21 protein-coding genes are annotated in these 23,289 nt (G+C 42.8%); 12 read left to right on the plus strand and 9 right to left on the minus strand.

What is annotated here, in order from left to right:
- Window positions 1–118: 118 nt before the first annotated feature.
- Together argB and EO95_RS00380 are read right to left on the minus strand one after the other, a co-directional pair.
- The gene (gene argB / locus EO95_RS00375; protein ID WP_048131276.1) at window positions 119–1,018 is read right to left on the minus strand and encodes an acetylglutamate kinase; all 900 of its coding nucleotides are present in this window, start codon (window positions 1,016–1,018) and stop codon (window positions 119–121) included.
- A 350-nt stretch (window positions 1,019–1,368) separates the two neighbouring features.
- A complete protein-coding gene (locus tag EO95_RS00380) occupies window positions 1,369–1,653 on the minus strand; it encodes a non-histone chromosomal MC1 family protein (protein WP_048131277.1) in 285 nt (94 codons plus the stop codon).
- A 412-nt stretch (window positions 1,654–2,065) separates the two neighbouring features.
- Here EO95_RS00380 and mptA point away from each other — a divergent pair, with 412 nt between their 5' ends.
- Both mptA and EO95_RS00390 read left to right on the plus strand, forming a co-directional pair.
- Entirely contained in the window at window positions 2,066–3,022 is a 957-nt protein-coding gene (gene mptA, locus EO95_RS00385; protein WP_048131278.1) for a GTP cyclohydrolase MptA, read from the plus strand.
- A 242-nt stretch (window positions 3,023–3,264) separates the two neighbouring features.
- Window positions 3,265–3,591 (plus strand): DUF2098 domain-containing protein, encoded by a 327-nt coding sequence (locus EO95_RS00390; RefSeq protein WP_048131279.1) that lies wholly within the window; start codon window positions 3,265–3,267, stop codon window positions 3,589–3,591.
- Window positions 3,592–3,729: 138 nt separating this feature from the next.
- On the opposite strand, the gene EO95_RS00395 is transcribed toward EO95_RS00390, so the two are convergent.
- On the minus strand, window positions 3,730–5,163 hold the full coding sequence (locus EO95_RS00395) for a methanogenesis marker 14 protein (protein ID WP_048131280.1): 1,434 nt from the start codon (window positions 5,161–5,163) through the stop codon (window positions 3,730–3,732).
- An 873-nt stretch (window positions 5,164–6,036) separates the two neighbouring features.
- Here EO95_RS00395 and EO95_RS00400 point away from each other — a divergent pair.
- The 5 genes from EO95_RS00400 to EO95_RS00420 all read left to right on the plus strand — a co-directional run bounded on the left by EO95_RS00400 (window position 6,037) and on the right by EO95_RS00420 (window position 11,769).
- Window positions 6,037–7,200, plus strand: a complete 1,164-nt coding sequence (locus EO95_RS00400; protein ID WP_048131281.1) for a Coenzyme F420 hydrogenase/dehydrogenase, beta subunit C-terminal domain — start codon at window positions 6,037–6,039, stop codon at window positions 7,198–7,200.
- Between the two features lie 270 nt (window positions 7,201–7,470).
- Window positions 7,471–7,752, plus strand: a complete 282-nt coding sequence (gene gatC, locus EO95_RS00405; protein WP_048131282.1) for an Asp-tRNA(Asn)/Glu-tRNA(Gln) amidotransferase subunit GatC — start codon at window positions 7,471–7,473, stop codon at window positions 7,750–7,752.
- 12 nt (window positions 7,753–7,764) lie between these two features.
- On the plus strand, window positions 7,765–9,192 hold the full coding sequence (gatA, locus tag EO95_RS00410; protein ID WP_048131283.1) for an Asp-tRNA(Asn)/Glu-tRNA(Gln) amidotransferase subunit GatA: 1,428 nt from the start codon (window positions 7,765–7,767) through the stop codon (window positions 9,190–9,192).
- On the plus strand, window positions 9,193–10,680 hold the full coding sequence (gene gatB / locus EO95_RS00415; RefSeq protein WP_048131284.1) for an Asp-tRNA(Asn)/Glu-tRNA(Gln) amidotransferase subunit GatB: 1,488 nt from the start codon (window positions 9,193–9,195) through the stop codon (window positions 10,678–10,680). It begins immediately after the preceding gene.
- Between the two features lie 309 nt (window positions 10,681–10,989).
- Window positions 10,990–11,769, plus strand: a complete 780-nt coding sequence (locus EO95_RS00420) for an NYN domain-containing protein (protein WP_082105865.1) — start codon at window positions 10,990–10,992, stop codon at window positions 11,767–11,769.
- A 381-nt stretch (window positions 11,770–12,150) separates the two neighbouring features.
- Here the strand turns inward: EO95_RS00420 and EO95_RS00425 are convergent, their stop codons facing one another.
- A complete protein-coding gene (locus tag EO95_RS00425; RefSeq protein WP_156163933.1) occupies window positions 12,151–12,972 on the minus strand; it encodes a nitrilase-related carbon-nitrogen hydrolase in 822 nt (273 codons plus the stop codon).
- 235 nt (window positions 12,973–13,207) lie between these two features.
- Here EO95_RS00425 and EO95_RS00430 point away from each other — a divergent pair, with 235 nt between their 5' ends.
- Window positions 13,208–13,837 (plus strand): class I SAM-dependent methyltransferase, encoded by a 630-nt coding sequence (locus EO95_RS00430; protein WP_235282784.1) that lies wholly within the window; start codon window positions 13,208–13,210, stop codon window positions 13,835–13,837.
- Between the two features lie 333 nt (window positions 13,838–14,170).
- Here the strand turns inward: EO95_RS00430 and EO95_RS17945 are convergent, their stop codons facing one another.
- From EO95_RS17945 to EO95_RS00445, 3 genes are all read right to left on the minus strand, one after another.
- Window positions 14,171–14,686 (minus strand): hypothetical protein, encoded by a 516-nt coding sequence (locus tag EO95_RS17945; protein WP_048131311.1) that lies wholly within the window; start codon window positions 14,684–14,686, stop codon window positions 14,171–14,173.
- 373 nt (window positions 14,687–15,059) lie between these two features.
- Window positions 15,060–15,872 carry a hypothetical protein gene (locus EO95_RS00440; RefSeq protein ID WP_048131286.1) on the minus strand — a complete coding sequence of 271 codons (813 nt, stop codon included), beginning with the start codon at window positions 15,870–15,872 and terminating at the stop codon, window positions 15,060–15,062.
- 136 nt (window positions 15,873–16,008) lie between these two features.
- Complete coding sequence (locus EO95_RS00445; RefSeq protein ID WP_162197333.1) at window positions 16,009–16,824, minus strand: hypothetical protein; 816 nt, start codon at window positions 16,822–16,824, stop codon at window positions 16,009–16,011.
- A gap of 148 nt (window positions 16,825–16,972) precedes the next feature.
- Here EO95_RS00445 and EO95_RS00450 point away from each other — a divergent pair, with 148 nt between their 5' ends.
- The 4 genes from EO95_RS00450 (at window position 16,973) to aroA (ending at window position 21,582) form a co-directional block, all read left to right on the plus strand.
- Window positions 16,973–17,506: a dihydrofolate reductase family protein gene (locus EO95_RS00450; protein WP_048131288.1), complete on the plus strand. Its 534-nt coding sequence runs from the start codon at window positions 16,973–16,975 to the stop codon at window positions 17,504–17,506.
- Window positions 17,507–18,103: 597 nt separating this feature from the next.
- Window positions 18,104–18,964 (plus strand): zinc metalloprotease HtpX, encoded by an 861-nt coding sequence (htpX, locus tag EO95_RS00455; RefSeq protein WP_048131289.1) that lies wholly within the window; start codon window positions 18,104–18,106, stop codon window positions 18,962–18,964.
- 548 nt (window positions 18,965–19,512) lie between these two features.
- The gene (locus EO95_RS00460; RefSeq protein WP_048131290.1) at window positions 19,513–20,166 is read left to right on the plus strand and encodes a thymidylate synthase; all 654 of its coding nucleotides are present in this window, start codon (window positions 19,513–19,515) and stop codon (window positions 20,164–20,166) included.
- A gap of 114 nt (window positions 20,167–20,280) precedes the next feature.
- Window positions 20,281–21,582, plus strand: coding sequence for a 3-phosphoshikimate 1-carboxyvinyltransferase (aroA, locus tag EO95_RS00465; RefSeq protein WP_048131291.1), 1,302 nt, complete (start codon window positions 20,281–20,283; stop codon window positions 21,580–21,582).
- A gap of 60 nt (window positions 21,583–21,642) precedes the next feature.
- On the opposite strand, the gene EO95_RS00470 is transcribed toward aroA, so the two are convergent.
- Together EO95_RS00470 and EO95_RS00475 are read right to left on the minus strand one after the other, a co-directional pair.
- The gene (locus tag EO95_RS00470) at window positions 21,643–22,554 is read right to left on the minus strand and encodes a hypothetical protein (protein WP_048131292.1); all 912 of its coding nucleotides are present in this window, start codon (window positions 22,552–22,554) and stop codon (window positions 21,643–21,645) included.
- Window positions 22,555–22,830: 276 nt separating this feature from the next.
- Window positions 22,831–23,268 (minus strand): type IV pilin N-terminal domain-containing protein, encoded by a 438-nt coding sequence (locus EO95_RS00475; protein WP_048131293.1) that lies wholly within the window; start codon window positions 23,266–23,268, stop codon window positions 22,831–22,833.
- Between the last annotated feature and the right edge of the window lie 21 nt (window positions 23,269–23,289).

Below are 23,289 nucleotides of genomic sequence, written 5' to 3' on the forward strand. Positions count from 1 at the left end.
GTGAATGCTAAAATCTGAAAAGTTGCCAGGGCAAGTGCATTCGCCCTGACGCCTTTTTGCCTTTTGGCCTCTTTATTTCATTATTTTTCCAGAAATTAAAGACCACTGGTACCCGTGGTTACTCCGACGGGTGCTCCGGCCCGTAGATCATTGTCCCGACTCCACCATCTGTGAAGAGCTCAAGAAGCATAGAGTGGGAAACGCTCCCATTTATGATATGTGCCTTCTCTACCCCACTTTTAACCGCAACAGCAGCACCTTTGATTTTGGGGATCATGCCCCCACTGATAACTCCTTCCTCAATAAGGGGATCAATTTCATCCAGATTTACGCGAGAGATGCGGCTGCTTGGGTCTTTAATGTCTCTCAGGAGACCTGAAACATCGGTCATAAGTATCAATTTTTTAGCATTCAAAGACGCTGCAATGTCTCCTGCAACCGTATCAGCATTGATATTCAGGGCATTGCCTTTTGCATCCACAGCAATCGGAGAGATTACAGGGATATAGCCTTTATCAAGCATAATATGGAGAATTTCCGGGTTTATGACCTCACTTTCCCCGACCCAGCCTATATCCACTTCAGTTTCCACGCCATCAATAAATACACGTTTTACAGCCTGTTTATGGCCAAGGATCATTCTTCCGTCGTAGCCTGTAAATCCGACACCTTTGCCGCCGAACATCCCGATAAGGGATACAATTTTAGTATTGATATTCCCGACAAGAACCATCCTTGCAATTTCCATAGTTTCGTCATCTGTAATGCGAAGGCCCTGGAAAAACTCAGCCTTCTTGCCCATACGTTCCATTTTTTCAGTTATTTCAGGCCCGCCGCCATGCACGATAACGGGTTTGATCCCCACGTAACGCAGGAGGACAATATCTTTTATGATATCCTCCATGATCTGGGCGCTGACCATTGCGTTTCCACCCACTTTGATAACCATTATTGAATCATAGAACTCCTGCATATAAGGCAGGGCTTCAATAAGCACATTTTCTCTTTTGAGTCCCATGATTTAGGAATCATAAAATCTCTTTTTAAACTTATCGTTAAACCTTAAAGATACAGGCTCAGAGAAATTCTGTAAAAAAAGCAAATTTATTTGAACTTTATTAAGAATAAATGAATGTAGAGGGATTATAGAAATTATAGAAATCGTAGAAATTGTAGAAATTATAGAAATTGTAGAAATTATAGAAATTGTAGAAATTATAGCAATTATAGAAATCGTAGAAAATATAGAAGTTATAGAAATAAGCCAGCCCGGATAGTATTAAGAATCCGTCCAGGCTAATTCTGCATATGGATATCAAAAAGAAAAAGAAAGAACCCCGATTTCCAGGGTATGTGAGGGATATAGGTTTATTCGATTTTTTCGATCTTTTCTTTCTTGACAAAGGGCTTGCTAATTTTCTCAGGCATCCATTCAGGCCTATTCTTGGGGGCTGCGACAAGTTCCTTCCATGCCTTGAAAACGTGCACCTTCTTTGTCCCGCGTTCTCTGAGGCGGATGACATCCGGTTTGGATTTGGTACCGGCGCCCCGGTTTGCAGCTTTCAAAGCAGCCTGACGAGGCTGTTTACCTGTGAAAACTCCATGCTCATTGCCTTCTTCGTCTCGTAAAACAAAATTTCTTGTGTTGGACATAAAGGTCACCTCGCAAATTGTATTGCTAGACACTGATTAATTTTTAAAGTATATAAAATCTTTCTTCAGGATGTCGCCAGTAGTTATTGGTTTATGCAAAACTGCCCTAAATCTGTACAGGGCATATAAACTAAATTTTTATATATTGTGGTCAAAATGGGAAATATTTAAATATTTATTCATTGTTAAAAATGTGATATAAAATAGGATTCAGGAAAGGGTTTGTAGAGACTCTTGCAAAATATATTTTTTTGTACTTTTGGAAAAGAGCCTGGAAAGCACAAACTTTACATGCTATAACTTCTTATGGTCACTATATTTTTCCAAATACATATAATAAAATTATGTATTTGTTAAGGATTTATTCTATAAATCAATCATACACTCATCTTTTCACGGATCTGGTTAAAATATGGAACACTGTAATTTCAACCTCCCGGATGTCCAAGCCAGCAAACCAAGCATAGCTATCAACCTCACCCGTGTTGGGGTAACAAACATGAAAAAGCTGGTTGAAATCAAACGAAAGGACAAGCGTCCGATAGTACTGATTTCAACTTTTGATGTCTTTGTTGACCTGCCTTCGGACCGTAAGGGAGCGAACCTTTCAAGGAACTTCGAAGCTGTAGACGAAGTGTTGGAGAAGGTTCTCAGCACACCGGTATACGAAATAGAACAACTATGTAGCGATATTGCACATAACCTGCTTGGCCGCCACGAATATGCAAATCAGGCTGAAGTCAGGATGAAAAGCGAATATATGATAAGGCGCACCTCCCCTTCAACAGGGATCAAGTGTCAGGAAGTCGTGAATATCTTTGCTGAAGCTTCGGCTGTAAGAGGCAACGGCGATAAAGGCTACTTTGATGTGAAAAAACTCATCGGAGCTGAAGTTGTGGGAATGACTGCCTGTCCCTGCGCTCAGGAGATAATGAGAGATAAGGCTGCAAATGAGCTTGCCGACCTTGGAGTTGACAGGGATACAATCATAAAATTCCTTGAGAAAGTTCCTATGGCTACTCACAATCAGCGTGGAATAGGTGTTGTCTCAATCAAAGTAGCTCACGATTTTGATGTTTCCCTGGAAAACATAATCAAAATAATTGAACACTCCATGAGTTCAAGCGTTTATGAGATCCTGAAACGCTCAGACGAGAAGGTTGTTGTGGAAACTGCACACATGAACCCCAAGTTTGTGGAAGACTGTGTAAGGACAATGGCAGACAATGTTGTAAAAGAATTCCCAAACCTTCCCGATAACGCAGTAATCACTATCAAACAGACCAATGAGGAAAGCATACACAGACACAATGCATATGCCGAAAGGGTCGCTCTCATGGGAGACCTCAGGAACGAAATAAATCAGTGAAAAGGTTAACTAATAAAAGAATGTAACCGATGCTGAGAGATCAGCAAACTTTAAATTCTTTTTTTATATTTTCAAACTCTGAAGCCTCTATTGAGTCTTTCAGGGTTTTTTTGGAGTCATTTACAGTTAAGACCCCACAAACTTTATTAAAGGGCCTGAATAACCTATTAGAAGCTATTAAAGAAGGAATGGACTTGCAGGGCCTAAAATTCCAGCGTCCTGGAAGCTCTCGAGGTGAAATCATGGCTGATGCTGAAGAAATCACAGCGGTAGGGCGCAACAAAAAAACCATTAGAGTGGGAGATGCTGTAAAATACGTAAATAGCGATACCGTGAGCAGGGTTAGTGAGATCAAAAAGGACGAACAGGGAAAAGTCTGGGTCCTGCTCGAAAGTACCGACCTCTGGTACAGAGAAGAAACCCTGGAATTTACGGAGATCAGACCCACAGAAAAGAGAGAAGAAAGGGAATATACTGCCGAGGAACTGGAAGAAAGATTCAGGAAAGAAAGGGAAACGATGCAGGGCTTTGATCTTGGAAAAGCCGGAGGAGGAGGGGCAGGAGGCTAATTCATCCTGCCTTTACTTTATTTTACTTTATTAATTAACTCTTTAATTCTCGTTTTTTATTCAACTCTTTAAGCACGACGTCAACTACCCGCTAAATCTAAAGATTTAACGGGTTTCCTGCTTAGGTTTTGACTGCCTTTACTTTTCCTGCATTTTTATCCGCTGTGCAAGAATGCATTTTCCGCCGTGCCTGCCGCCAAGCGGATTTTGCGGGGTACCCAGGGAGTTCATACAGCGCGCCATAACAGCCGCCCCTCTGGCAAGCCCGTCGTCCACAAAGACTACTCTCTCATCGATTTTGGGGTTGATGTTCATTTTCTCCAGGCAGCTCAGGATTAATTTAGGCTTGTTCCCGGTAATCCCTGCCCTACCTGTAATTCCGAAAGTTGTGTCTTCAAAAATGAGGCCTTCTTTTTTTGCGACCTCTATTAGCCGGCACACCACTCCGGCCATTACCTCGTCAATGACAGCATAAACGATCTGAAGCCCGTGAGTCTTACAAATTTCCACGCCTATCGCGCTCAGCTTTCCCATGTCTGAACCGTTTTCGCCCACATCGCAACCTATAAGCGTTACACCTATCTCCTCGGCTGCATCCGGCCTTACAGGGACACTGCCGTACCTCTGTCTATCCCGGGGAACTTTTTCAATGATTATGAGCTCATGAATGCGCCTTGCATAATCTTCGATAGCTTTAGCCTTCATCTTCAAAGTAAGGAAAGAAGGTGGTTTCTGTTTCTCAAAAACTTCCAGAGCAGTTCCTACCTTAGAATCAACGATTTTCGAACCCCTAATAATGGCGTCAGGAATTGCACCTGCATAACCGCAGAAGTTTCCAATTGTTTTTGCATATGGCTGGTCAGGGCTTGTGATCCTGCCATCAAGGGTCGTCCCGAAGTCAATTGAGATGCAGGGATTCCTGAAATCAACATCAGTCAGTTTAGCAGCTTCCTTTATTCCTGCTGTTGCAAGCTCTCCCTCCATTTCGTTTGCAACAATTTCAACTCCAGTAGAGCCTATAGGAGGCGTAACACCGGCTACAGCCCCATCAAAGATGACTTTTTCCAGTTTACTGTATTTCTGGAGTTTTTTAGAAATATTCGAGATGGACATTGGCGGAGTCATGTTCCTTGGAGGGACACCTGCCATCAGACACCCGTCTGCCAGAGCTTTGATAAATTCCCCCACTTCCTCCGGGGTATCAAAGCCTGCAACGACACCCGTAGAGCGCACCACAAAATTGAGGTCAGTCTTTATATCCAGGCTGGCTTTTTCCATGGCTTCGGCGAGGGTGCTCCTCACCAGCTCTGCAACGGCCTCACGCGTAAGTTCCACACCCGTAAGGGTCTTTCCGAACACGGTTTCTCCGGGTTTTGGAGGACGGACATCTCTGGTCATGCGCAAGACCTTGTTTATGATATGTGTCCTTCCGGTATCCATATTGACGGCTGTAAGGATAGATTTGGTTGTGGTATTTCCTACTTCTACGGAAGCCACAATAAAGAACGGTTTTGATTTGAGGTCAATCAAACGAACCTGAGGAGATTCTGCAATTCTGGGTTTCAGAGCCATTTTTAGTCCCTTCCTGAGGATTTATACATAGTTTCAATTGCATCTATATCCAGTACGGTTGAACTGCAGATATAGAATTCAATTGGGCTTGTACTAAAGAATGTAATAATGGATTTCATTTTAAGATGAACTGCTTTTTGTAGTTTAATCAAAGGTAATCCAAACTGATTTGAAAATGATTCAAACTAATTTAAACGCTATTAAACTGGTTAAATCTAACACGAATGCATTGGGCATAACAATTAGAAACCGGATATTTTGAATATCGGAATATGCCGGAGATATATATCTCCAGGATTTGATAAAAATATATTACAAGAGCACAATTTATATGAAGTTTAAAGAAGGTATTAACCAAAGCCTATAATAATCTTTGCTAAAGCACTTCAAAGTGCCAGTCTATTTCAGTTACGTATTATTATAACTGACCTATCCACAACTTATTTGTGACTATACATTTTTATTAGTTATGTCTACATATACTGATTATTTATTTTTCGTCCTACTTTTTTGCCATTCCAGGATCACTTTTCTTGTATTCACGTATCATTTTTCTTGTGTTTACTTATCATTACTCGCTCTTAATGTGACACCTATTCATTCATCCCTCAACATCATTTCTATAAAGAATGTTTCGACTTCAAAGCAATGTTTTCAATCAAGCCTGAAATTATTTGCCCATAAGAATAAATTACAGCACGTAATTATAAAGAGTGAAAATTATAAAGAATATAATTATAATAACATGCGTAATTAATAAACACTCATGAAATATAATAATTCGATGTTGAAGAACTTATAATAGATTATTCCAAGGAATGACGCATGTGGCGTTTCCTGAGATTTGGGATAAATAATCATCGGAGGCCTTTAATGCCGTTAGACCCTATTTGCAAGAAAATTATATCTGAAGATACTGAATACTTTTCGGATTACGGGGGAAAACATTACTATTTCTGCAGTACCGAATGCAAACATAAATTCGATACACTTGAAAAAAGCGTTATCCGGCTTAAGCGAAACCTGAGTGAAAAGGAAAAGATTTCCTTCGGAAAACTGAAAAAAGACATCATAAAACCAGGAATCTGCACCCTCTGCGGAGCCTGTGCAGCAAACTGTGAGTACATAACCATTGAGAACGGTGCGCCAAAACTGGTCGGCCCCTGCAAAGCCTGCGGGGTCTGTTATTATCAGTGTCCAAGGACAATCACTACAGAAGAAGGACTAATTGGGAGCTTCCGATATGCCTACGCCGCAAAGTCTGCAATTCCCGAAATGAAGGGGCAGGACGGCGGAGTTGTAACCTCTCTCCTCCTTTATGCCCTGGATGAGGGACTGATCGACTGCGCCGTGGTCACAACCCGCTCAAAGGAAGAACCCTGGAAACCCATACCCAAATTAGCAACAACCAGAGAGGAGATTCTTGAAAGCGGAGGAAGCATCTATTCCCACTCAATGACTCTGGAAGCCCTGATGAGCGCAATCAAACAGGGAATGCAGAGCATCGCCTTTGTAGGGACGAGCTGCAACATCGACGCCGTCACAAAGATGCAGAAAAGCTCTTACGGCTTACTACACCTCTTCATGAGGGCAAAAATCCTGAAATTGGGGCTCTTTTGCATGGACACCTTCGCCTACGAAGGGATCAAGGCAGTGCTGGAAATTTATGGGATCGCGCTCGAAAATGTAGAGGCCATGAAAATCCGAAAAGGAAAGTTCGAAGTTACACTCAAAGATGGAAAAGAACATGTCTTCGAACTCAGCGATTTCGATGAATACCGGAGTTCATCCTGCCAGTTCTGTACAGACCTGGCCTCTGAAAACGCAGACCTCTCCTTCGGGGGAGTCGGCAGCCCCCAGGGCTGGACCACCGTCCTCGCCCGTTCAGCCATAGGTTACGAAATCTTCAACGAAGCCGTAGACAACGGCTACATCGAAGCCCGGCACCTTACCGACGAAGAACTCGAAAAAGTACTCAACCTGGCAAAAATGAAGAAAGTCCAGATGTACGCCCTCCACATGAGGCAGAAAGTATAAAAGTCCAAAAAATCAGTCCTCTGAGCAAGCAAACCGGAAAAAATGGTCGCTTGCTCATCTATTATAACCCTTCAGATAGAAGATTAAAGTTTGTGCCCATAAGTTAGTCCGCTTTAGCGAGCGAAGCTCACTGCTAAAACCCATAGATTAGCCCTCTTGAGCGCAGCGAAACTGGGGAACGGAAGAATATATATTTATTTCATAAACTGTTTCTATAATGCATTACCAACGGCATTCTATTCAGGATTATTCTATTTTTGAGGAATTTTCATGATCACAAAAGAAGATGTAGAACACATCGGCTGGCTTGCCCGCATTGAGATCAATGAGCAGGAAACAGTCGAGTATATGGAAAAACTTAACTCAGTTTTGGAGTATTTCGGGCAGATTGATGAGTTGCAGACCGAAGATGTTACTCCCACATACCATGTTGCTGAGATCTATAATGTATTCAGAGAAGATGTGGTGGAAGAATGCCTCCCGCAGGAAACCGTTCTTGCAAACACCGAAAATAAACAGGAAGGGGCTTTCAGGGTCCCGAAGATCGGCTGAGGAGATGTTTTTATGGCAAAATGGATGAGTGTTGCACAGATTAAAGAGAAGATTAAAGAAAGCTCAGCCGAAGAAGTAACAGCCAGCTACCTTGAAGTTATCGGAAAGAGCAAAATCAACGGCTATGTGACGGTTTCCGATAAAGCCCTTGAGCAGGCGAAGAAGATAGATGAAGAAGGGCATGCGGGTCCTCTCGCAGGCGTTCCAATCGCAATCAAGGATAACATTTCCGTAGTCGGTCTGCCAAACAGCTGTGGCTCGAAGATTCTTGAAGGCTACGTTCCTCCTTTCAATGCTCACGTAATCGAAAAGCTTCTTGCTGCCGGAGCCGTAGTCCTTGGAAAAACCAATATGGATGAGTTTGCCATGGGTTCATCCACGGAAACCAGCCATTTCGGGCCGACTGCAAACCCCTGGGACCTTGAAAGGGTGCCGGGCGGATCTTCAGGAGGCAGTGCAGCGGTTGTTGCAGCCGGAGAAGCTCCTTTTGCGCTTGGTTCTGACACCGGGGGATCTGTACGCTGTCCTGCGGCTTTCTGTGGCGTTGTAGGGTTTAAACCAACATATGGAGCCGTTTCGAGGTACGGAGTTGTGGCTTATGCAAATTCCCTTGAACAGGTTGGACCTCTGGCAAACAACGTGGAAGATATTGCAGTCCTGATGGATGTTATAGGCGGTTACGACCGGAGAGATTCCACTTCCATTGACAGTAAAACCGAATACCAGAAAGCTCTTGTTGACGATGTAAAGGGCCTGAAAATAGGGGTTCCGCAGGAATTTTTCGGAGAAGGTATCCATCCTGACGTAGAAAAAACCGTATGGGACGCTATACACAAATGTGAGAGCCTCGGAGCGACCTGGGAAGAGGTCTCGATGCCCAACATAAAGTATGCTCTTGCTTCATACTATATCATTGCAATGAGTGAAGCGTCCTCAAACCTTGCCCGCTTCGACGGAACACGTTACGGGTTCAGGGAAAACGCCGAAAACTGGCACGCAATGGTCTCAAAGACCAGAGCCGAGGGTTTCGGAGCCGAAGTCAAGAGAAGAATTCTCCTGGGGACCTATGCGCTTTCTGCAGGTTATCACGACAAGTACTACCTCAAAGCCCTGAAGGTAAGGACTCTTGTAAAGCAGGACTTTGATAAGGCTCTCTCAAAAGTTGACCTGCTTATGGCTCCGACCATGCCTAACCCTGCTTTCAAGATAGGGGAAAAGATTGAAGACCCGCTTACCCTCTACCTCTCGGACGTAAACACCTGTCCGATCAACCTTGCAGGCGTACCTTCAATTTCCGTACCCTGTGGCTTTACTGACGGACTGCCAATAGGGCTCCAGATAATGGGCAAACCCTTTGACGAGTCCACCGTCCTGCGTGCAGCCTATACTTTCGAGCAGAATACCGATTACCACACAAAGAGACCTCCGGAGGTGGCGTAAATGGCTTACGAAAACCCTGACGGCGTAAGGATCGGGCTTGAAATCCACGTCCAGCTTAACAAACTTAAGACCAAAATGTTCTGCGGCTGCTCTACCGATTACCACAATGCAGCCCCCAACACCCACACCTGTCCGGTTTGTCTTGGCCTTCCCGGTACACTTCCGGTCCTGAACAAAAAAGCCGTAGAAGCCGCAATTAAGGTGGGACTTGCTCTTGAAGGAGAGATTGCAGAAGAGACCCAGTTCCACAGGAAGAACTACTTCTACCCTGACCTTCCCAAAGGTTTCCAGATAACCCAGTATGATTTCCCCATTGTTAGCAAGGGAAAGGTTGTGATCGAAGGAGAGGACGGGGAGCATGTAGTCGGAATTACACGAGCTCACATGGAAGAAGACCCTGGAAAGCTTGTGCACATAGGGAGCATCGAGAAGTCCAAGGGTGTCCTTATAGACTACAACAGGTCAGGCATGTCCCTGATTGAAACCGTTACCGAGCCAGATATGAGGAGCCCCAAGGAAGCCAGAAGGTTCCTTGACAAGTTCAGAAACATCCTCGAATACCTGGACGTCTTTGACGGAAATCTCGAAGGGGCTATGCGTGTAGACGCAAACGTCTCAGTCCACTGGGGCACCCGAGTTGAGATCAAGAATATCTCTTCCCATAAAGGAGTGGAAAGGGCTCTCCTCTACGAGATCATGCGCCAGAAGAACGTGATCCGCCGTGGCGGTAAAATCGTGCTGGAAACCCGCCATTTTGATGAAGGCAGGGGAGTAACAACCTCAATGAGGACAAAAGAAGAAGCAGAAGACTACCGCTACTTCCGTGAGCCTGACCTTATGCCCATGCGTGTGACTGACTGGATTCCTGCAATCAAAGATACTCTGCCTGAACTTCCTGACGCCAAACGTACACGCTTCATGGAACAGTATGGCATCACGGATATGCATGCAAGGTCCCTCACTTCCAAGATCATGCTCGCCGACTTCTACGAAGGAGTCTGTGCAAAAGGCGTTGACCCGAAAACCGCCGCTACCTGGGCAGCCGACGTCTTCCTGGGGGAGCTAAACTATCGCGACCTTGCAATCTCTTCTTATGACGGCAGGACAATTGGCTTCATCCACGCAAAAGACCCGGAGATCGAGAATTCCTTCAAGGTCCCGGATATGGTAGAACTGGTCAACCTTTTTGCCGAAGGCAAGGTAAGTGACAGGGCTGCAGTTGAAGTCATCCGCACAATTCTGGACGGCACGGAGGAAAAAACTCCCTCCCAGATCATCGAAGAAAAAGGTCTTTTCAAAGCAGAAGATGACCTGGTCACGAAGGCTGTTGCCGAAACAATTGCCGAAAATGCAGCAGCAGTACAGGACTATTTAGGAGGCGCAGAAAAGTCCCTGAACTTCCTTGTAGGACAGGTCATGAAAAAGACAAAAGGAACGGCAGATGCAAAGACTGCGCGTGAACTGATTGTGAAGGAACTTAAAGGGTAACCCGGCAGGGTTTACCTTTTTTAATTTTCTTTTTCTTATTTGGGCTTTTTTTGGATTTTTCCTTTTGCTCTTGTTTCGAGCATTGAAAGAATATTTGATATATTTTTTCCTAGGGAACCGGAGGTTTATTCAGATTAGAAATCCGGCAGAAGCTGCTTGGATACCGTATGAGGACCTGTACGATCCCGTGCCACGGCACTGCTTGACCTCATTAAAAACAAAAGAATAAAACGACAAAAACCTCCTCTAGCCGACAGTTTGACTTTAAAACTAGACCATATAAATAAAAGAGGTAACTATTACTAATTTATGAGTTCTGAAATAGGGGATAAAACCTGGATAGAGGTGTCCGGGAAATACCATCATATAACGGAAAGGAAAATTGCCGTTTTAATTGATGGAGACAACGCTCAGCCGGATTCTTTAGAACCGATTCTGACAGAAGTTTCAAAATATGGGATCATAAATATTAAAAGAATTTATGGAGACTGGACGACCCCACAGATGAGTTCCTGGAAACAGTACCTGCACAAGAAGGCGATCACACCTCAACAGCAATTTGCGTATACCACTGGGAAGAACTCAACGGACAGTTCTCTGATAATAGATGCGATGGACATTCTCCATAAAGGAAACATAGACGGCATTGCAATCGTCTCAAGTGACAGCGACTATACACGGCTTGCCACCCGTTTCAGGGAAGATAACAAATTCGTCATGGGAATAGGGAGAAAACAGACTCCTGAAGCTTTTACCAATGCTTGTGAACTTTTTGTGTATGTAGAAAACCTGATGAACCCTGCAGAAAATGAGAAAGAGAATGAGATAATAGAAACATATGAAAAACAGGAAATAAACGACAAGGGAGAGCTATTTTCCTTGATCAGAACAGCCTATGAAATGGCAGATACTGCAGACGGTTGGGTTCACCTTTCCTTACTAAACCAGAACCTTCAGAAAATAAAGTCCTCCTTTGATCCCCGCACATATAGTCATAAAAAATTGATGAACCTTATAAAAAAGGAATGTAACGAGATTCTGGAAACAAAGACCGAAGATACTTCAGTATATGTAAAATTGAAAAATTAATTATTTTTGATGATGAGGCAATTTCAACTTACTTAGGAATGATAAAATATAACTTCAAATTTTCAGTTTGGGAATTGATCTATAGTTCCAGTTCCCCAAATAATCATTCTTGGCAACAAAAACCCTTGATATTATATTTGAATCATTCCTTAACATAGCAGATTCCTCAGCCCCACACAAGAAATAATTTTTAATAATATCATTTAAGAAGAAAAGCTCAAGCGAAAAGAGATCTGAAAATCACCACTTTCCTAACTAGTTTCATGGTAATTTAATTATTGAACATAATATTTGGGTAGCTTGTAATCGATGTAAAGGGATTCAGAGCTTAATAGGTGATCAATAACTAAATTGTCATGACACTAGATTTTTCTGAAAATTTCAATATAATTCCGGCCTCCGATCTTCGAGAATAGAGCCGGTTTGCCTTATTTCCCTTGCCTCTTCAGGATCGATTTCCCCAATGAGGACACATTCCTCCTTTCCGGCTTCTGCCAGGATGCGGCCCCATCCATCGGCAATAAAAGAGCCGCCAGGATAAGTCGAATACCTGTCTTTTCCCACCCTGGTGCAGGCGATATGCGGCAACTGGTTTTCAATCGCCCGGGAAATGGACATAATTCGCCAGGGATATATATAAAAGTCCGGGATTTCACCAGCTGAGACCAGCAGATCTGCACCCTCAAGGGCCAGTTTTCGGGCAACTTCCGGATACCGGAGCTCATTGCAAACTATGAGTCCTAAGGAGAGCCCGTACTTTTGCAGTCTGATAGGAGATATGCTGTCTCCGGGCGCAAAATATTCTTTTTCCGGGCCGTAAAGCTGGACTTTTCGGCGGGTGCCGGCTAGCTTTCCGGACTCTATGCAAAAACCGAGGTTAAATTGGGAAGGAACCTTCATTTCTGAACTTATTGAGTCCCCTTCTCTTTTTTCGATCATTGAACCTGCAAGAATACAGTCATGTTCTCTGGAAAAGGCACGGAGAGCTTCGAGCGTGGGACCGGAAGCAGTTTCAGCCACTTCTCCTATACGGTCATAACAAAAGCCGGTTGAGAAAACTTCCGGAAAGACAAGCAGCTCGGCTTCTTTTGAAACTGCTTCTTCTGCCAGGGAGAGGGCACGCTCAAGGTTTTCATGTTTCGAGCAAAGCGAGATATTCATCTGGATGCAAGCGACTTTCATGGTTGTCTCCATTCCTGCCATTCATGAATGGTAATTACTTTACTTAGATACTTTATTAAGTAATTCTATTTTCTGATTTGAGATTAAGGTTTTTGCGCTGCAGTATAGAACTGGCACAGCGGTGGTCTGAAGTATGGATAGCTGCTGCAGGCAGCACTTTGATTATCAGACAGTACTTTAATTATACATGTATCCGAATATTTGTATAGAACAATAAAAAAGAATGAAAACTTTCCGTAGGCAAAATATAAGGCATGTGAATCTCAAAATAGGCTTGAAGAAAAAGCTTTCTGCAAGAGAAAGACCTGAACCATTACTAAATCAAGGACCGACCATAAAGGAGGAAAACATCACGGAAGAACCAGTTTCTGATTTTAGATTTCACGCAACGACCCTTCTCTTCAAGTTCCGGGACTTCTTTTTTCCCCGCAGGAAAATCCTGGAAGAGGCAGGGATAAAACCCGGTTTCAAAATTCTGGATTACGGCTGCGGGTCAGGTTCCTATATCCGTGACACTTCCGAAATGGTGGGCCCTTCAGGAAAAGTCTATGCCCTGGATATTAATCCGGTTGCTGTTGAGATGGTCCGGCACCTGGCTTCGATAAAACAGCTGAAAAACATAGAGACTATACTTTCCGATTACAATACAGGCCTGCCCGGCGAGAGCCTGGATATAGTCCTCTTCTATGATACTTACCACACCCTGAACAAACCGGAACTTGTTATGAAAGAATTGCACCGGGTCCTGAAACCCGACGGAATCCTTTCTTTTAGCGACCATCACATGAAAGAAGAAGAAATAATGGAAGGGGTAACCCGGAAAAAGCTTTTCAAGCTGAAAAAGAAAGGTAAAAGGACATATTCCTTTAAAAAGGACGAGGACTAATTCAGGTGCAGGCGTGTGCCTGTTTATTTTTTCATCTGCTTCTTTTTTTCGATTTCATTGATTCAGCGTTCGTGGCTATTAATTAAGGTAAAATAGGTATGGAGTAACCCACTATTTAATGAGTGATCCATTTAATTTACGGGAGGTTTTTTGTTGGATTTTTGCTATATGGGGATTGGATAAATCCACAAAACAACTTGAAAAAGAGGAATCCAAGAACCGTATCGAGACAAAAATCTAAAGACAAAAACCTAAAAACTAGTCCAAAACCGGCACAAAACCCCGGAAAGCAAAGATTTCCATATCAAGTCCCACTTTTCTCAAACTCCTATCTCAACCTCCTTTCTCAAACTCCTTTCTCACATCATCCGGCACCCTGTTCATTGGACACTCGAAGTTAATGCAGTGGATGCATTCATACCTCCTTGCCGTCAAAAAGAACAACGCCCAAGAAACAACATATCCTCCCATCAACAGGGGATCCCTGACCAGCCAGTAAACCGGAAAAAGGAACATGGGCAGAGCTCCAAGAACCGTCACGGCTTTTTCAAAAGAGCTGTGAGAGCCTGGACGGGCTTTGAAAATCTTTGGCACTCCCGAAAGCATCATGCATTTTACGCAGCCCTTGCTCCTTATGTAGTAAAGGCAGTGAGTGCAGGCAAAGCGGAATTCGATTACCAGAAAGAAAAAGAGAGCTATTCCTATGTAAACGGCAACCCATTTGATCGAGTCCCTGGTAATTGCAATTGAACCGATCAGGAAGGGGATCATATTGAAGAAGTTCCAGTAGAGGCGGTCTCTGGCAGAGTGATCTGTTTTGAGGGATAGCGGGATGCCGGTGTTAGACATGGAGAAGTTTTTGGGAAAGGAAAATGTATAAAGGTTTGGGTTTAGCGGAATTTGGCTGGAAAATGTTCTTCTGTAGGAGACCGATTTTAGGGATTTTAGTCTTGTATAGAAGACCAATTTTACCTTATTCTGGTCTTCTATAAGAGACCACTATGAGAGAGACCCTGTGTGTCTCAGCTTAATCCGATAAAGGACGAGCAGAAAATAAGAGTAAAAACTTCAGCCGGGCTGCGTGGATAGCTTGTCCCCTTCTGTCTTTTTCCGTTCGCTTGCGAACAGCCTGAACCTGTAAGTTTTTCGTAATTAGATAAAGTCTATGGGGATTTAACAATCAAAGATTTATTCGTTGTTGAGAAGGAAGCACTAGAACCTTTTAATATGGGTAATCTTCATAATTGACATCATACATAAAAAAAGAAGGTCCAGGACTGTCGTCATAAGGATAACTTATAAATTCAACTCCTTTAAGATCTTCAAACCTACAGAATTTACACCTGAAATAACTTCTTTTCACAAGCTCTTCGCGACCTCTACTTTCTGATCTTATAATATCCGGCTTTTTAGATTCAATATATGCACCGGTCTTACCACATCTTTTGCAAGGAATTTTTACAAGGGAAGAAAATTTCATCTTTTTACCTTTTTTCGTATCAAATCCTTCATAATTTTTTCGAATATTTATATATCCACAGGATCTGCAGCCCCAGTAGCGTGTTGCCTCTATCCTGTAATTTTCCGGAGTGCTTATTTCCTTAAAATCCGGCATATCGGTTTCACGACAGATGAACTCCTTTCCGCAATTATTGCATTTGGCATTTCTGTAATACTCTGCAATATAAGAGAACTGAAATTTCAACTTCATTGCTAATAGTCCAAGAATAAAAAGTAGAGCAATTAAAAAAGTCCCCAATTTTGGGGTTTGATATATTAATGTTAAAACAAAAAACAATAGTATCCATGTTATGATGAATATAAAAAGAGGTATTTTTCCAACGCTAGAAATAAAAGGCTCACCAAAGAGTTTGGTAAAATCAAGAGCGAAATCTTTGAGAAAAAAGCCTTTTTTAAAGTCACCTTTGTGAGTAATAATATGAGTATTTGAAGAAGGTATATACTGAATAGTCGCCAGGTATTCCTTACCGGATTCATATTTTACAAGCTTTTTTGATTCTAAAATTTCCCCCAAGATATCTCAACCTAAATTTAGGTGATTATCTAAAAATAAATATCGAATATATTGATAAATAAACTTTCGTTTTAATTATCAGTGATCACTAAATAAAATCATTAATTCATTTGAGAAAGAATACGCCCAGAATAACTCATTTATAGTCCTCATAAGAGATATGGTACCCAAACCCAGAGGGTCCAGGAGTATTGTCAGCAGGATAAACATCCTCTTGAACTGCTTTGATATCCTCGTATTTACAGAATTTACACCTATAATATCTTCTTGTCACAAATTCGTTATGAGCCCCAACTTTTGACTGGCTTTTGTCTGGATCTTTGTATTCTACGTATGCACCTGTCTTGCCACATCTTTTGCAGGGAATTTTTGCTACAGAGGAAAGCCTATTTAATGACCCTTTCTTCGTGGTAAAACCTTCAGAGCTCTTTCGAATATTTATAAATCCGCATGTCCTGCATTTCCAGTGTCTGGTTACCTGTATAGTATATTGATAAGGAGTGCTTGTTTCTTGAATTTCTGGAACCTTCGTTTCTTCACAAGAAAATTCATTACCACATTTTTCACAAAGGATATCCCTGTAATATTCTCCTGCATAAGACAGCTGAGAAATAAGTTCGAATACCACAAATATTAAAGGAACTGAAATTAGAATTAATGAAATAACGTGTGTGTCAGATAATTGAAACTGTGCTATTAGAATAAGAAACGTTACGTATAAAATAGAAATCAAATAATCTGGTACTTTTCCGAAAAATGAGATAAAGGGTTCACCAAAAGTTCTTATGAGAACAGGGGTGAATCTTTTGAGAAAAAAGTCATTCTTTTTAAAAGCACCTTCAGAAATAATAACATGAGTGTTGGAAGAAGGCGTGTATCGAATTGTTACAGGATACCCACTACTCGACCCTTCATATTTTACGAGCTTTTTGAATTCGAGAGTTTGACCCAATTTGACCCAACTCAATTCAGGCAATTATATTCTAAAAGAACGCTTACTCTCAGATAAACGTATGTGAATATAGATAATCTGATTATATAAGAATTTCTGCGTTCTATAGAAATAAAAAATTATAAATTAGATAGCATGGAGTAGTCACATGCCCAGAATAAAACTCTACATCGCCTGTAGCCTCGACGGCTTTATCGCCCTACAAGACGGAAGCATCGACTGGTTAACAGAATACGGAAACAGTTCCGAAACCGACTATGGCTATTCCGAATTTTACGCATCAATCGGCACGGTCCTTATGGGCAGAAAAACCTATGAACAGGTCCTGAGCTTCGGAGACTGGCCTTACGGGGAGAAGAAAACATATGTTTTTACCAGACAAAAAGAACCCCTGCTCCGCGAAAATAACGTAGAATTTGTTTCCGGGGACGTCGGGGAATTTATGCGCCAGGTACAGGAAAATACTGATGAAGATATTTGGCTCGTGGGCGGTTCGCAGCTTATTAAGGCATTTCTCGAAGAAGACCTTGTGCAGGATTTGATTATTTTCGTTGTTCCGCTTATTCTTGGGAGTGGGATTCCTCTGTTTGACCGGATTGGAAAGGAAGTCAGGCTCAGGATGATTGATACGGAGAGGTATGAGAGTGGGCTGGCGAGGTTGGAATATGAAATTGAGGAATGACATTGAAAAAAAATAGAAAACCATAAAAGAAATTCACCCAAAACTCTGAAAAGAATTAGTCCAGATCTTGAGTAATTTAATGCTAATTTCAGAGTATCAATCTTGCTTGCAGCTTACACTTACTGGCAAAACCTTAGCTTCAATCACATTCATTGAATAAACTGACCAAAGAAAAAAACCCTTTCAATAAATATATATACCCGGAACTCAATAAATAGTTAGAAATCGAACTAAAATGGTAGTCCAAAAACGAATTAATTATAAATATCCCTAAACAGATATTTTAATGAGTGATGTAAATTTAAAATCTGGAGATTGCAGAAGAAGGCAGGATAAAACTTTTTGTATAAAAATAGAACTTCCGATTTGGGGAATAAACATTCCATTTCATAGAATATAAGAGCATTTTTAGATAACCACTGGAAGAATAATAACACAAAAGGGATAATTAGCCATATGGAAGATAAAAAATATATATATGCAATCAGAGTATATACCATTGATTCTATCGATTAAACTTATAAAATAAATCAATAAATAGGAATCAAAAGACTGAAAACCCAGACGTTAGCCTGGGAGGATGTCGTGTGAGAAGTCATGAAGAATATGTTTAAAACCACAATTCTGCTCGCTTCCCTTACAGGGCTTCTGGTCCTTATCGGAAACTACTTCGGTGGGACTGGCGGAATGATAATCGCATTCTTGTTTGCGGTCATCATGAACTTTGGGAGTTACTGGTACAGCGATACGATCGTACTGAAAATGTACAGGGCAAGGGAGGTTACTCCGGCGGAGTCCCCGAACCTGCACAGGATCGTGAGCGACCTTGCAATGAAGGGAGGACTTCCGAAACCTAAGGTTTATATCGTTGAGTCCGGGATGCCGAATGCATTTGCAACAGGCAGGAACCCGCAGCATGCAGCTGTGGCGGTTACGACCGGAATTCTCAACCTGCTCTCAAATGAAGAGATCGAAGGGGTACTGGCCCATGAGCTGGCCCACGTCAAAAACCGCGACACTCTGATCAGTGCGGTGGCTGCAACAATTGCCGGTGTTATCACCATGCTTGCCACCTGGGCTCGCTGGGCTGCAATCTTCGGCGGCATTGGCGGCAGGGACGACGACAACGGTGGAATTGTAGGATTTATAGTGATGGCTGTACTTGCCCCGCTGGCTGCAACCCTGATCCAGCTCGCAATCTCCCGTTCAAGAGAATTTGCCGCGGATTACGAAGGCGCCAGGATGTGCAAAAAACCCTGGGCACTTGCAAATGCCCTGGAAAAACTGGAATACGGAAATTCCCACTTCCAGCCAAGCAACAGGGACGTACAGGCAAAAGAGACCACGGCCCACATGTTTATCGTAAACCCACTCAAAGGCGGGGCACTCCAGTCCCTCTTCAGGACCCACCCGGTAACCGATGAGCGGGTAAATCGCCTGAGGGCAATGAGATTCTAAAGCCCTCTCAAACATTTTTTTACTTTTACTTTTACTTTTACTTATTATTTTTTTGCCTTTGTCTTTTTGTTTTTCATGTTTCCTTTTTACATCTTTACCTCTTTACCCCTTCATTTTGTATTTCGTTCTCACGCATTATTTCTTCATTTTCTTCATTTTTCTTGCTTCATTTTCACTCTGAAAGTTTGTCCGGTATTTTTTTAAATTTAGCATGCTATATGTTATCAGATTGCACAGAGAATCATTAGACTTCACAGGAGAAAAAGCACTTATAAAAGAGAGTGATAGATAAAATGGAAAGGACAAATAGTCAATAAAAGACAGTCAGCAAAAGCATCAGTTTATAATGAATGTGCTGACAAAAAGGTAAGAAAACAGGACCTGACAAAACAGCATATTTACCGGTTCTTATTTACCGTTTTTATTTACCATTTGTAGAAAACGTTCGAAAAGTCAGATTAATAAATCAGGCTGAAAAGTATTTTCGCAATAATAAATTATTATGTTGATTATCTACACCCTATCTTAACCTGATCGGGGAATTTTCTATGGAAGACAAGTTTGAGATTGGCAGGATCATCAGAGCAAAGAATATCTCTGATGCATGGTACCGCGGGCTTAACATCATCTGGAACCACGGACAGGTAATTACCGACGAAAGGGGAAGCCAGATCAGGGAATTCATGGACTTGATGGTAGTAATTGAAGACCCCTATACGGACAGAATTCCCGAAGATACTGCCTGGAATGAAGAAAGGCTTGAAGAGTATGCAAAGCAGCTGATCTCGGGTGAAAACGTACAGGACTTTGAGTACACCTACGGGCAGCGCCTCAGGAACTGGAATGAGGAAGTGGATCAGATCGAATATGTAATCGAGAAACTGCAGGAGAGCCCCACTACCCGGCGGGCTACAGCTGTCACCTGGATCCCGCCTGTGGACACTAAAGTTAATGAAGTTCCCTGTATGATCCTCGACGACTTCAAGATCAGGGACGGAAAGGTTCATCTCACCACTCTCTTCAGGAGCCATGACTTTGGGGGAGCCTACCCTGCAAACCTTTACGGACTTTCCAGGCTCCTTGAATACGTTGCCAAAAGGGTAGGAATCGAACCCGGAACAATCACCACGGTCAGCATTTCAGCCCATGTTTACGACCACGACTGGGATATGGTAGAAAATATCGTGAAAGGCGTGTGCTGAATCTCAAATTATACGAATTGAGATAGAAAAACCTGATCAGAGTAAGTATTCCATGTAGATTATAGAATAAACAATATAGAATTAACAGAAGAAAACCCCGGAGTCCTGTTGTAAATGCGTGTTTTGATCAATAAATCATCGATTAAAGGGGAGGTCTTTGCCCCGCCCTCAAAAAGTTATACTCACCGGGCCATAACCCTGGCAGCCCTATCTAAAGGAGCAGTCATCCACCGCCCCCTGCTCTCCGCTGACACCCTCGCTACCATCCAGGCCTCCAGGATGTTCGGGGCTTCCATAAAACGGGAGGGAGATGACCTCCTTATCCAGGGCGTGAATGGAAAGCCCAAAGTTCCGGATGATGTAATTGATGCTGCAAACTCCGGGACAACCCTCCGCTTCATGACAGCAATTGCAGCCCTCACTGAAGGAATCACCGTACTTACGGGAGATGCTTCCCTTCGTACAAGGCCCAATGGACCCCTTCTCGAGGTCCTTAACAAGCTGGGGGTAAAAGCTTTCTCAACCCGCGGAAACGAAAGGGCTCCGATTGTGGTCAAAGGGGAACTTGGAGGGGCTATTGTGAAAATTGACGGTTCTATCAGTTCCCAGTTTATCTCCGCACTCCTTATAGCCTGCCCCCTGGCCAAAAACAGCACCACCCTCTCAATCGTCGGAGAGCTTAAATCAAAGCCCTATGTTGACGTGACCCTGGAAATGCTCGAACTGGCAGGAGTCAAAATCCATACCGATGATAATAACGGTACCAGATTCATCATCCCTGGAAAACAGAAATATGATCTCAAAGAGTATACCATTCCAGGCGATTTTTCCTCTGCTTCCTACCTGCTTGCATCTGCGGCCATGATCGAAGGATCCGAAGTTACAGTCAAAAACCTCTTCCCCTCCAAACAGGGAGACCTCGTAATTGTCGAAACCCTGGAACGCATGGGAGCAGACATCACCTGGGACAGGAAAGCCGGAAAGGTTACGGTCAGGGGAGGAAAGCCCCTCAAAGCCATCACCTTCGATGCCGGCGCAACCCCGGACCTTGTGCCAACTGTTGCCGTCCTGGCCTCTGTAGCTGTTGGAACTAGCCGGATTGAAAACGCCGAACATGTACGATATAAGGAAACCGATAGGCTCCGCGCCCTTGCAATTGAACTTCCGAAACTGGGAGTCCGGCTTAAAGAAGAAAAAGACAGCCTGACAATTACCGGGGGGCCTCTGCATGGAGCAGCAGTCCACGGCTGGGATGACCACAGGATTGTTATGGCACTTGCAATGGCAGGTATGATCGCAGGAAACACAACTATTGACACTACTGAGTCCGTTTCTATCTCTTACCCTGACTTTTTTGAGGATATGCGTAACCTCGGGGCAAAAATAGAGAATGTTTCTGATAAAATGGAGAAATGAGCTGCATTTCGGATGCAGCCCCTTTTTTCAGATTGTATTTATTTACAGACGCTACTCATCTCATAAAGCTTCAACAACTATTAAGGAGTTATAGACCTTCACATTTAAATCATCACTTACAGGAGTAAGGCGAAAGAAAACCGCAGAAGTGTTTGAGGAAAGCTCGTAATCCGCGGCCCATAGATTTTCATTTTTAGCCTGCGTTTCGAAATAAGTTTCCCAGGCTTCCGGATAGTCAGTAAAAATCGTCAGGGATACCGAGGTGGTGTTGTAGAAACTTTCAAGACCTGTGACGTCATACTGATGTTCTCGAGACAGGGAAACCAATCTGAGATCCTCAACACTGTTGCTGGAAAGAACCCAGTTGCTGCCTGCCAGACAGACCGCATTTACTGAGAGGTTCAAAAAGCCTCCCCCTTTTTCAAGGGTTATCCCTGGAGACAATTTCATAAACGACTGGTTTCCCTGGGAAACGATCAAGGCTCCGTTTTCATAACAGTAAATCTGGTCAAGATATTGGGAATTATCAGCCCTGTAGGAAAGAGCCCCGCATTCAAGAGAGCCAGTCGATGGAATATTCTTGCTGGTGGAATTATTGTAGGTAATAAATGCAGACAGATTGCACTTATCTTTGTTAAAGACAAGCGTACCCCCTGATTTCATGCGGTTAACTACCGGGAGATTACCCCCACCCATTCGAAGTGGAGAGTTCAGGACAACCTCACTATTCGGACTGACTACCATTCCCAGGGAAAGGAGGTCAATATTACACTTTAGCCGGGACATATCCTCATAAACTTCGGACATGTGGCTATATTCAGCATCTTCCTTCCACTGGGGGACGTGGTAAACCTGAATGTTTGTTATAAACAGAACCACGATCCCAAGTAAAAGGGCAGCTGCAACAGCTACTGAGACTCCAGAGTCCGATTTGAGAAATGAAGAAAACGGTTTAATGAATTTCAGTTTCATAACATTCTTTCTCCCATTCCAACCATTTATCAGAAATAATATGTCGGGGGACTGCCTGTGCAAGGAGGAAACACGCCCTTTTCTAAAGCAGTAGGGGTTACTGTATCGGATTCTAAAGCAAGCTCCATGAAGAATCCAAAGAAAAGGTGATCCAAAGGCGACCTGATCCTGGACAAGCTACTCTTGCGTAAATCACACCCATACATAATAAATTATTTTATTGTGTAAGAATATCATAGGTTTCACTGCATAATAACTTTTTGATAGTTAAGGGCTTCATGAGGCAGTAACATCCATTTTCTGAATCACATTGTTAGAAGGTGTGTGAATTAGAAATAAATTAACAGTGTCCCCATTTTCAATAGGAATCCCGATTTCAATAACATCCCCAATCTCCCAGACACCATCCACTCCCAGCTTTGCGGACACGTTCTCTGGAGAAAATTCGTTTCTAGTTCCATTGACCATTACCACGACTTTTATTTCATTTCCGGAGAGGGCTTCTCCTCCCCTATGCTTCAGGTATACGGTATCTGACGTTTCGTCCATCCATACCTGCAAATCTGCATGTGGGATATCATCGGGACTATTGTAGGAAAAAACAAATACACCGATAAAACTGAAAAAAATAACTACTAAACCGATAAGGAGGACCTGCCCCATGACCTCCGAAACCCCATCACAGTTTTTGATGAATTTGCGTAATTTATACATGTAAATACCCCGGTCTTAAAT

This window comes from Methanosarcina sp. 1.H.T.1A.1 (genome assembly GCF_000979295.1).
Taxonomy (GTDB): Archaea; Halobacteriota; Methanosarcinia; order Methanosarcinales; family Methanosarcinaceae; genus Methanosarcina.

Excerpts from the sequence above, each read along its gene's own strand:
- gatB (WP_048131284.1), top strand. The coding sequence starts at position 9,193 with ATGGCTTACGAAAACCCTGACGGCGTAAGGATCGGGCTTGAAATCCAC.
- EO95_RS00395 (WP_048131280.1), bottom strand. The coding sequence starts at position 5,163 with ATGGCTCTGAAACCCAGAATTGCAGAATCTCCTCAGGTTCGTTTGATT.
- argB (WP_048131276.1), bottom strand. The coding sequence starts at position 1,018 with ATGGGACTCAAAAGAGAAAATGTGCTTATTGAAGCCCTGCCTTATATG.
- EO95_RS00380 (WP_048131277.1), bottom strand. The coding sequence starts at position 1,653 with ATGTCCAACACAAGAAATTTTGTTTTACGAGACGAAGAAGGCAATGAG.
- EO95_RS00470 (WP_048131292.1), bottom strand. The coding sequence starts at position 22,554 with ATGAAACTGAAATTCATTAAACCGTTTTCTTCATTTCTCAAATCGGAC.
- EO95_RS00420 (WP_082105865.1), top strand. The coding sequence starts at position 10,990 with ATGAGTTCTGAAATAGGGGATAAAACCTGGATAGAGGTGTCCGGGAAA.
- EO95_RS17945 (WP_048131311.1), bottom strand. The coding sequence starts at position 14,686 with ATGTCTAACACCGGCATCCCGCTATCCCTCAAAACAGATCACTCTGCC.
- EO95_RS00450 (WP_048131288.1), top strand. The coding sequence starts at position 16,973 with ATGCCCAGAATAAAACTCTACATCGCCTGTAGCCTCGACGGCTTTATC.
- gatA (WP_048131283.1), top strand. The coding sequence starts at position 7,765 with ATGGCAAAATGGATGAGTGTTGCACAGATTAAAGAGAAGATTAAAGAA.
- EO95_RS00390 (WP_048131279.1), top strand. The coding sequence starts at position 3,265 with ATGGCTGATGCTGAAGAAATCACAGCGGTAGGGCGCAACAAAAAAACC.
- gatC (WP_048131282.1), top strand. The coding sequence starts at position 7,471 with ATGATCACAAAAGAAGATGTAGAACACATCGGCTGGCTTGCCCGCATT.
- EO95_RS00400 (WP_048131281.1), top strand. The coding sequence starts at position 6,037 with ATGCCGTTAGACCCTATTTGCAAGAAAATTATATCTGAAGATACTGAA.
- aroA (WP_048131291.1), top strand. The coding sequence starts at position 20,281 with ATGCGTGTTTTGATCAATAAATCATCGATTAAAGGGGAGGTCTTTGCC.
- EO95_RS00460 (WP_048131290.1), top strand. The coding sequence starts at position 19,513 with ATGGAAGACAAGTTTGAGATTGGCAGGATCATCAGAGCAAAGAATATC.
- EO95_RS00475 (WP_048131293.1), bottom strand. The coding sequence starts at position 23,268 with ATGTATAAATTACGCAAATTCATCAAAAACTGTGATGGGGTTTCGGAG.
- htpX (WP_048131289.1), top strand. The coding sequence starts at position 18,104 with ATGAAGAATATGTTTAAAACCACAATTCTGCTCGCTTCCCTTACAGGG.
- EO95_RS00425 (WP_156163933.1), bottom strand. The coding sequence starts at position 12,972 with ATGGCAGGAATGGAGACAACCATGAAAGTCGCTTGCATCCAGATGAAT.
- mptA (WP_048131278.1), top strand. The coding sequence starts at position 2,066 with ATGGAACACTGTAATTTCAACCTCCCGGATGTCCAAGCCAGCAAACCA.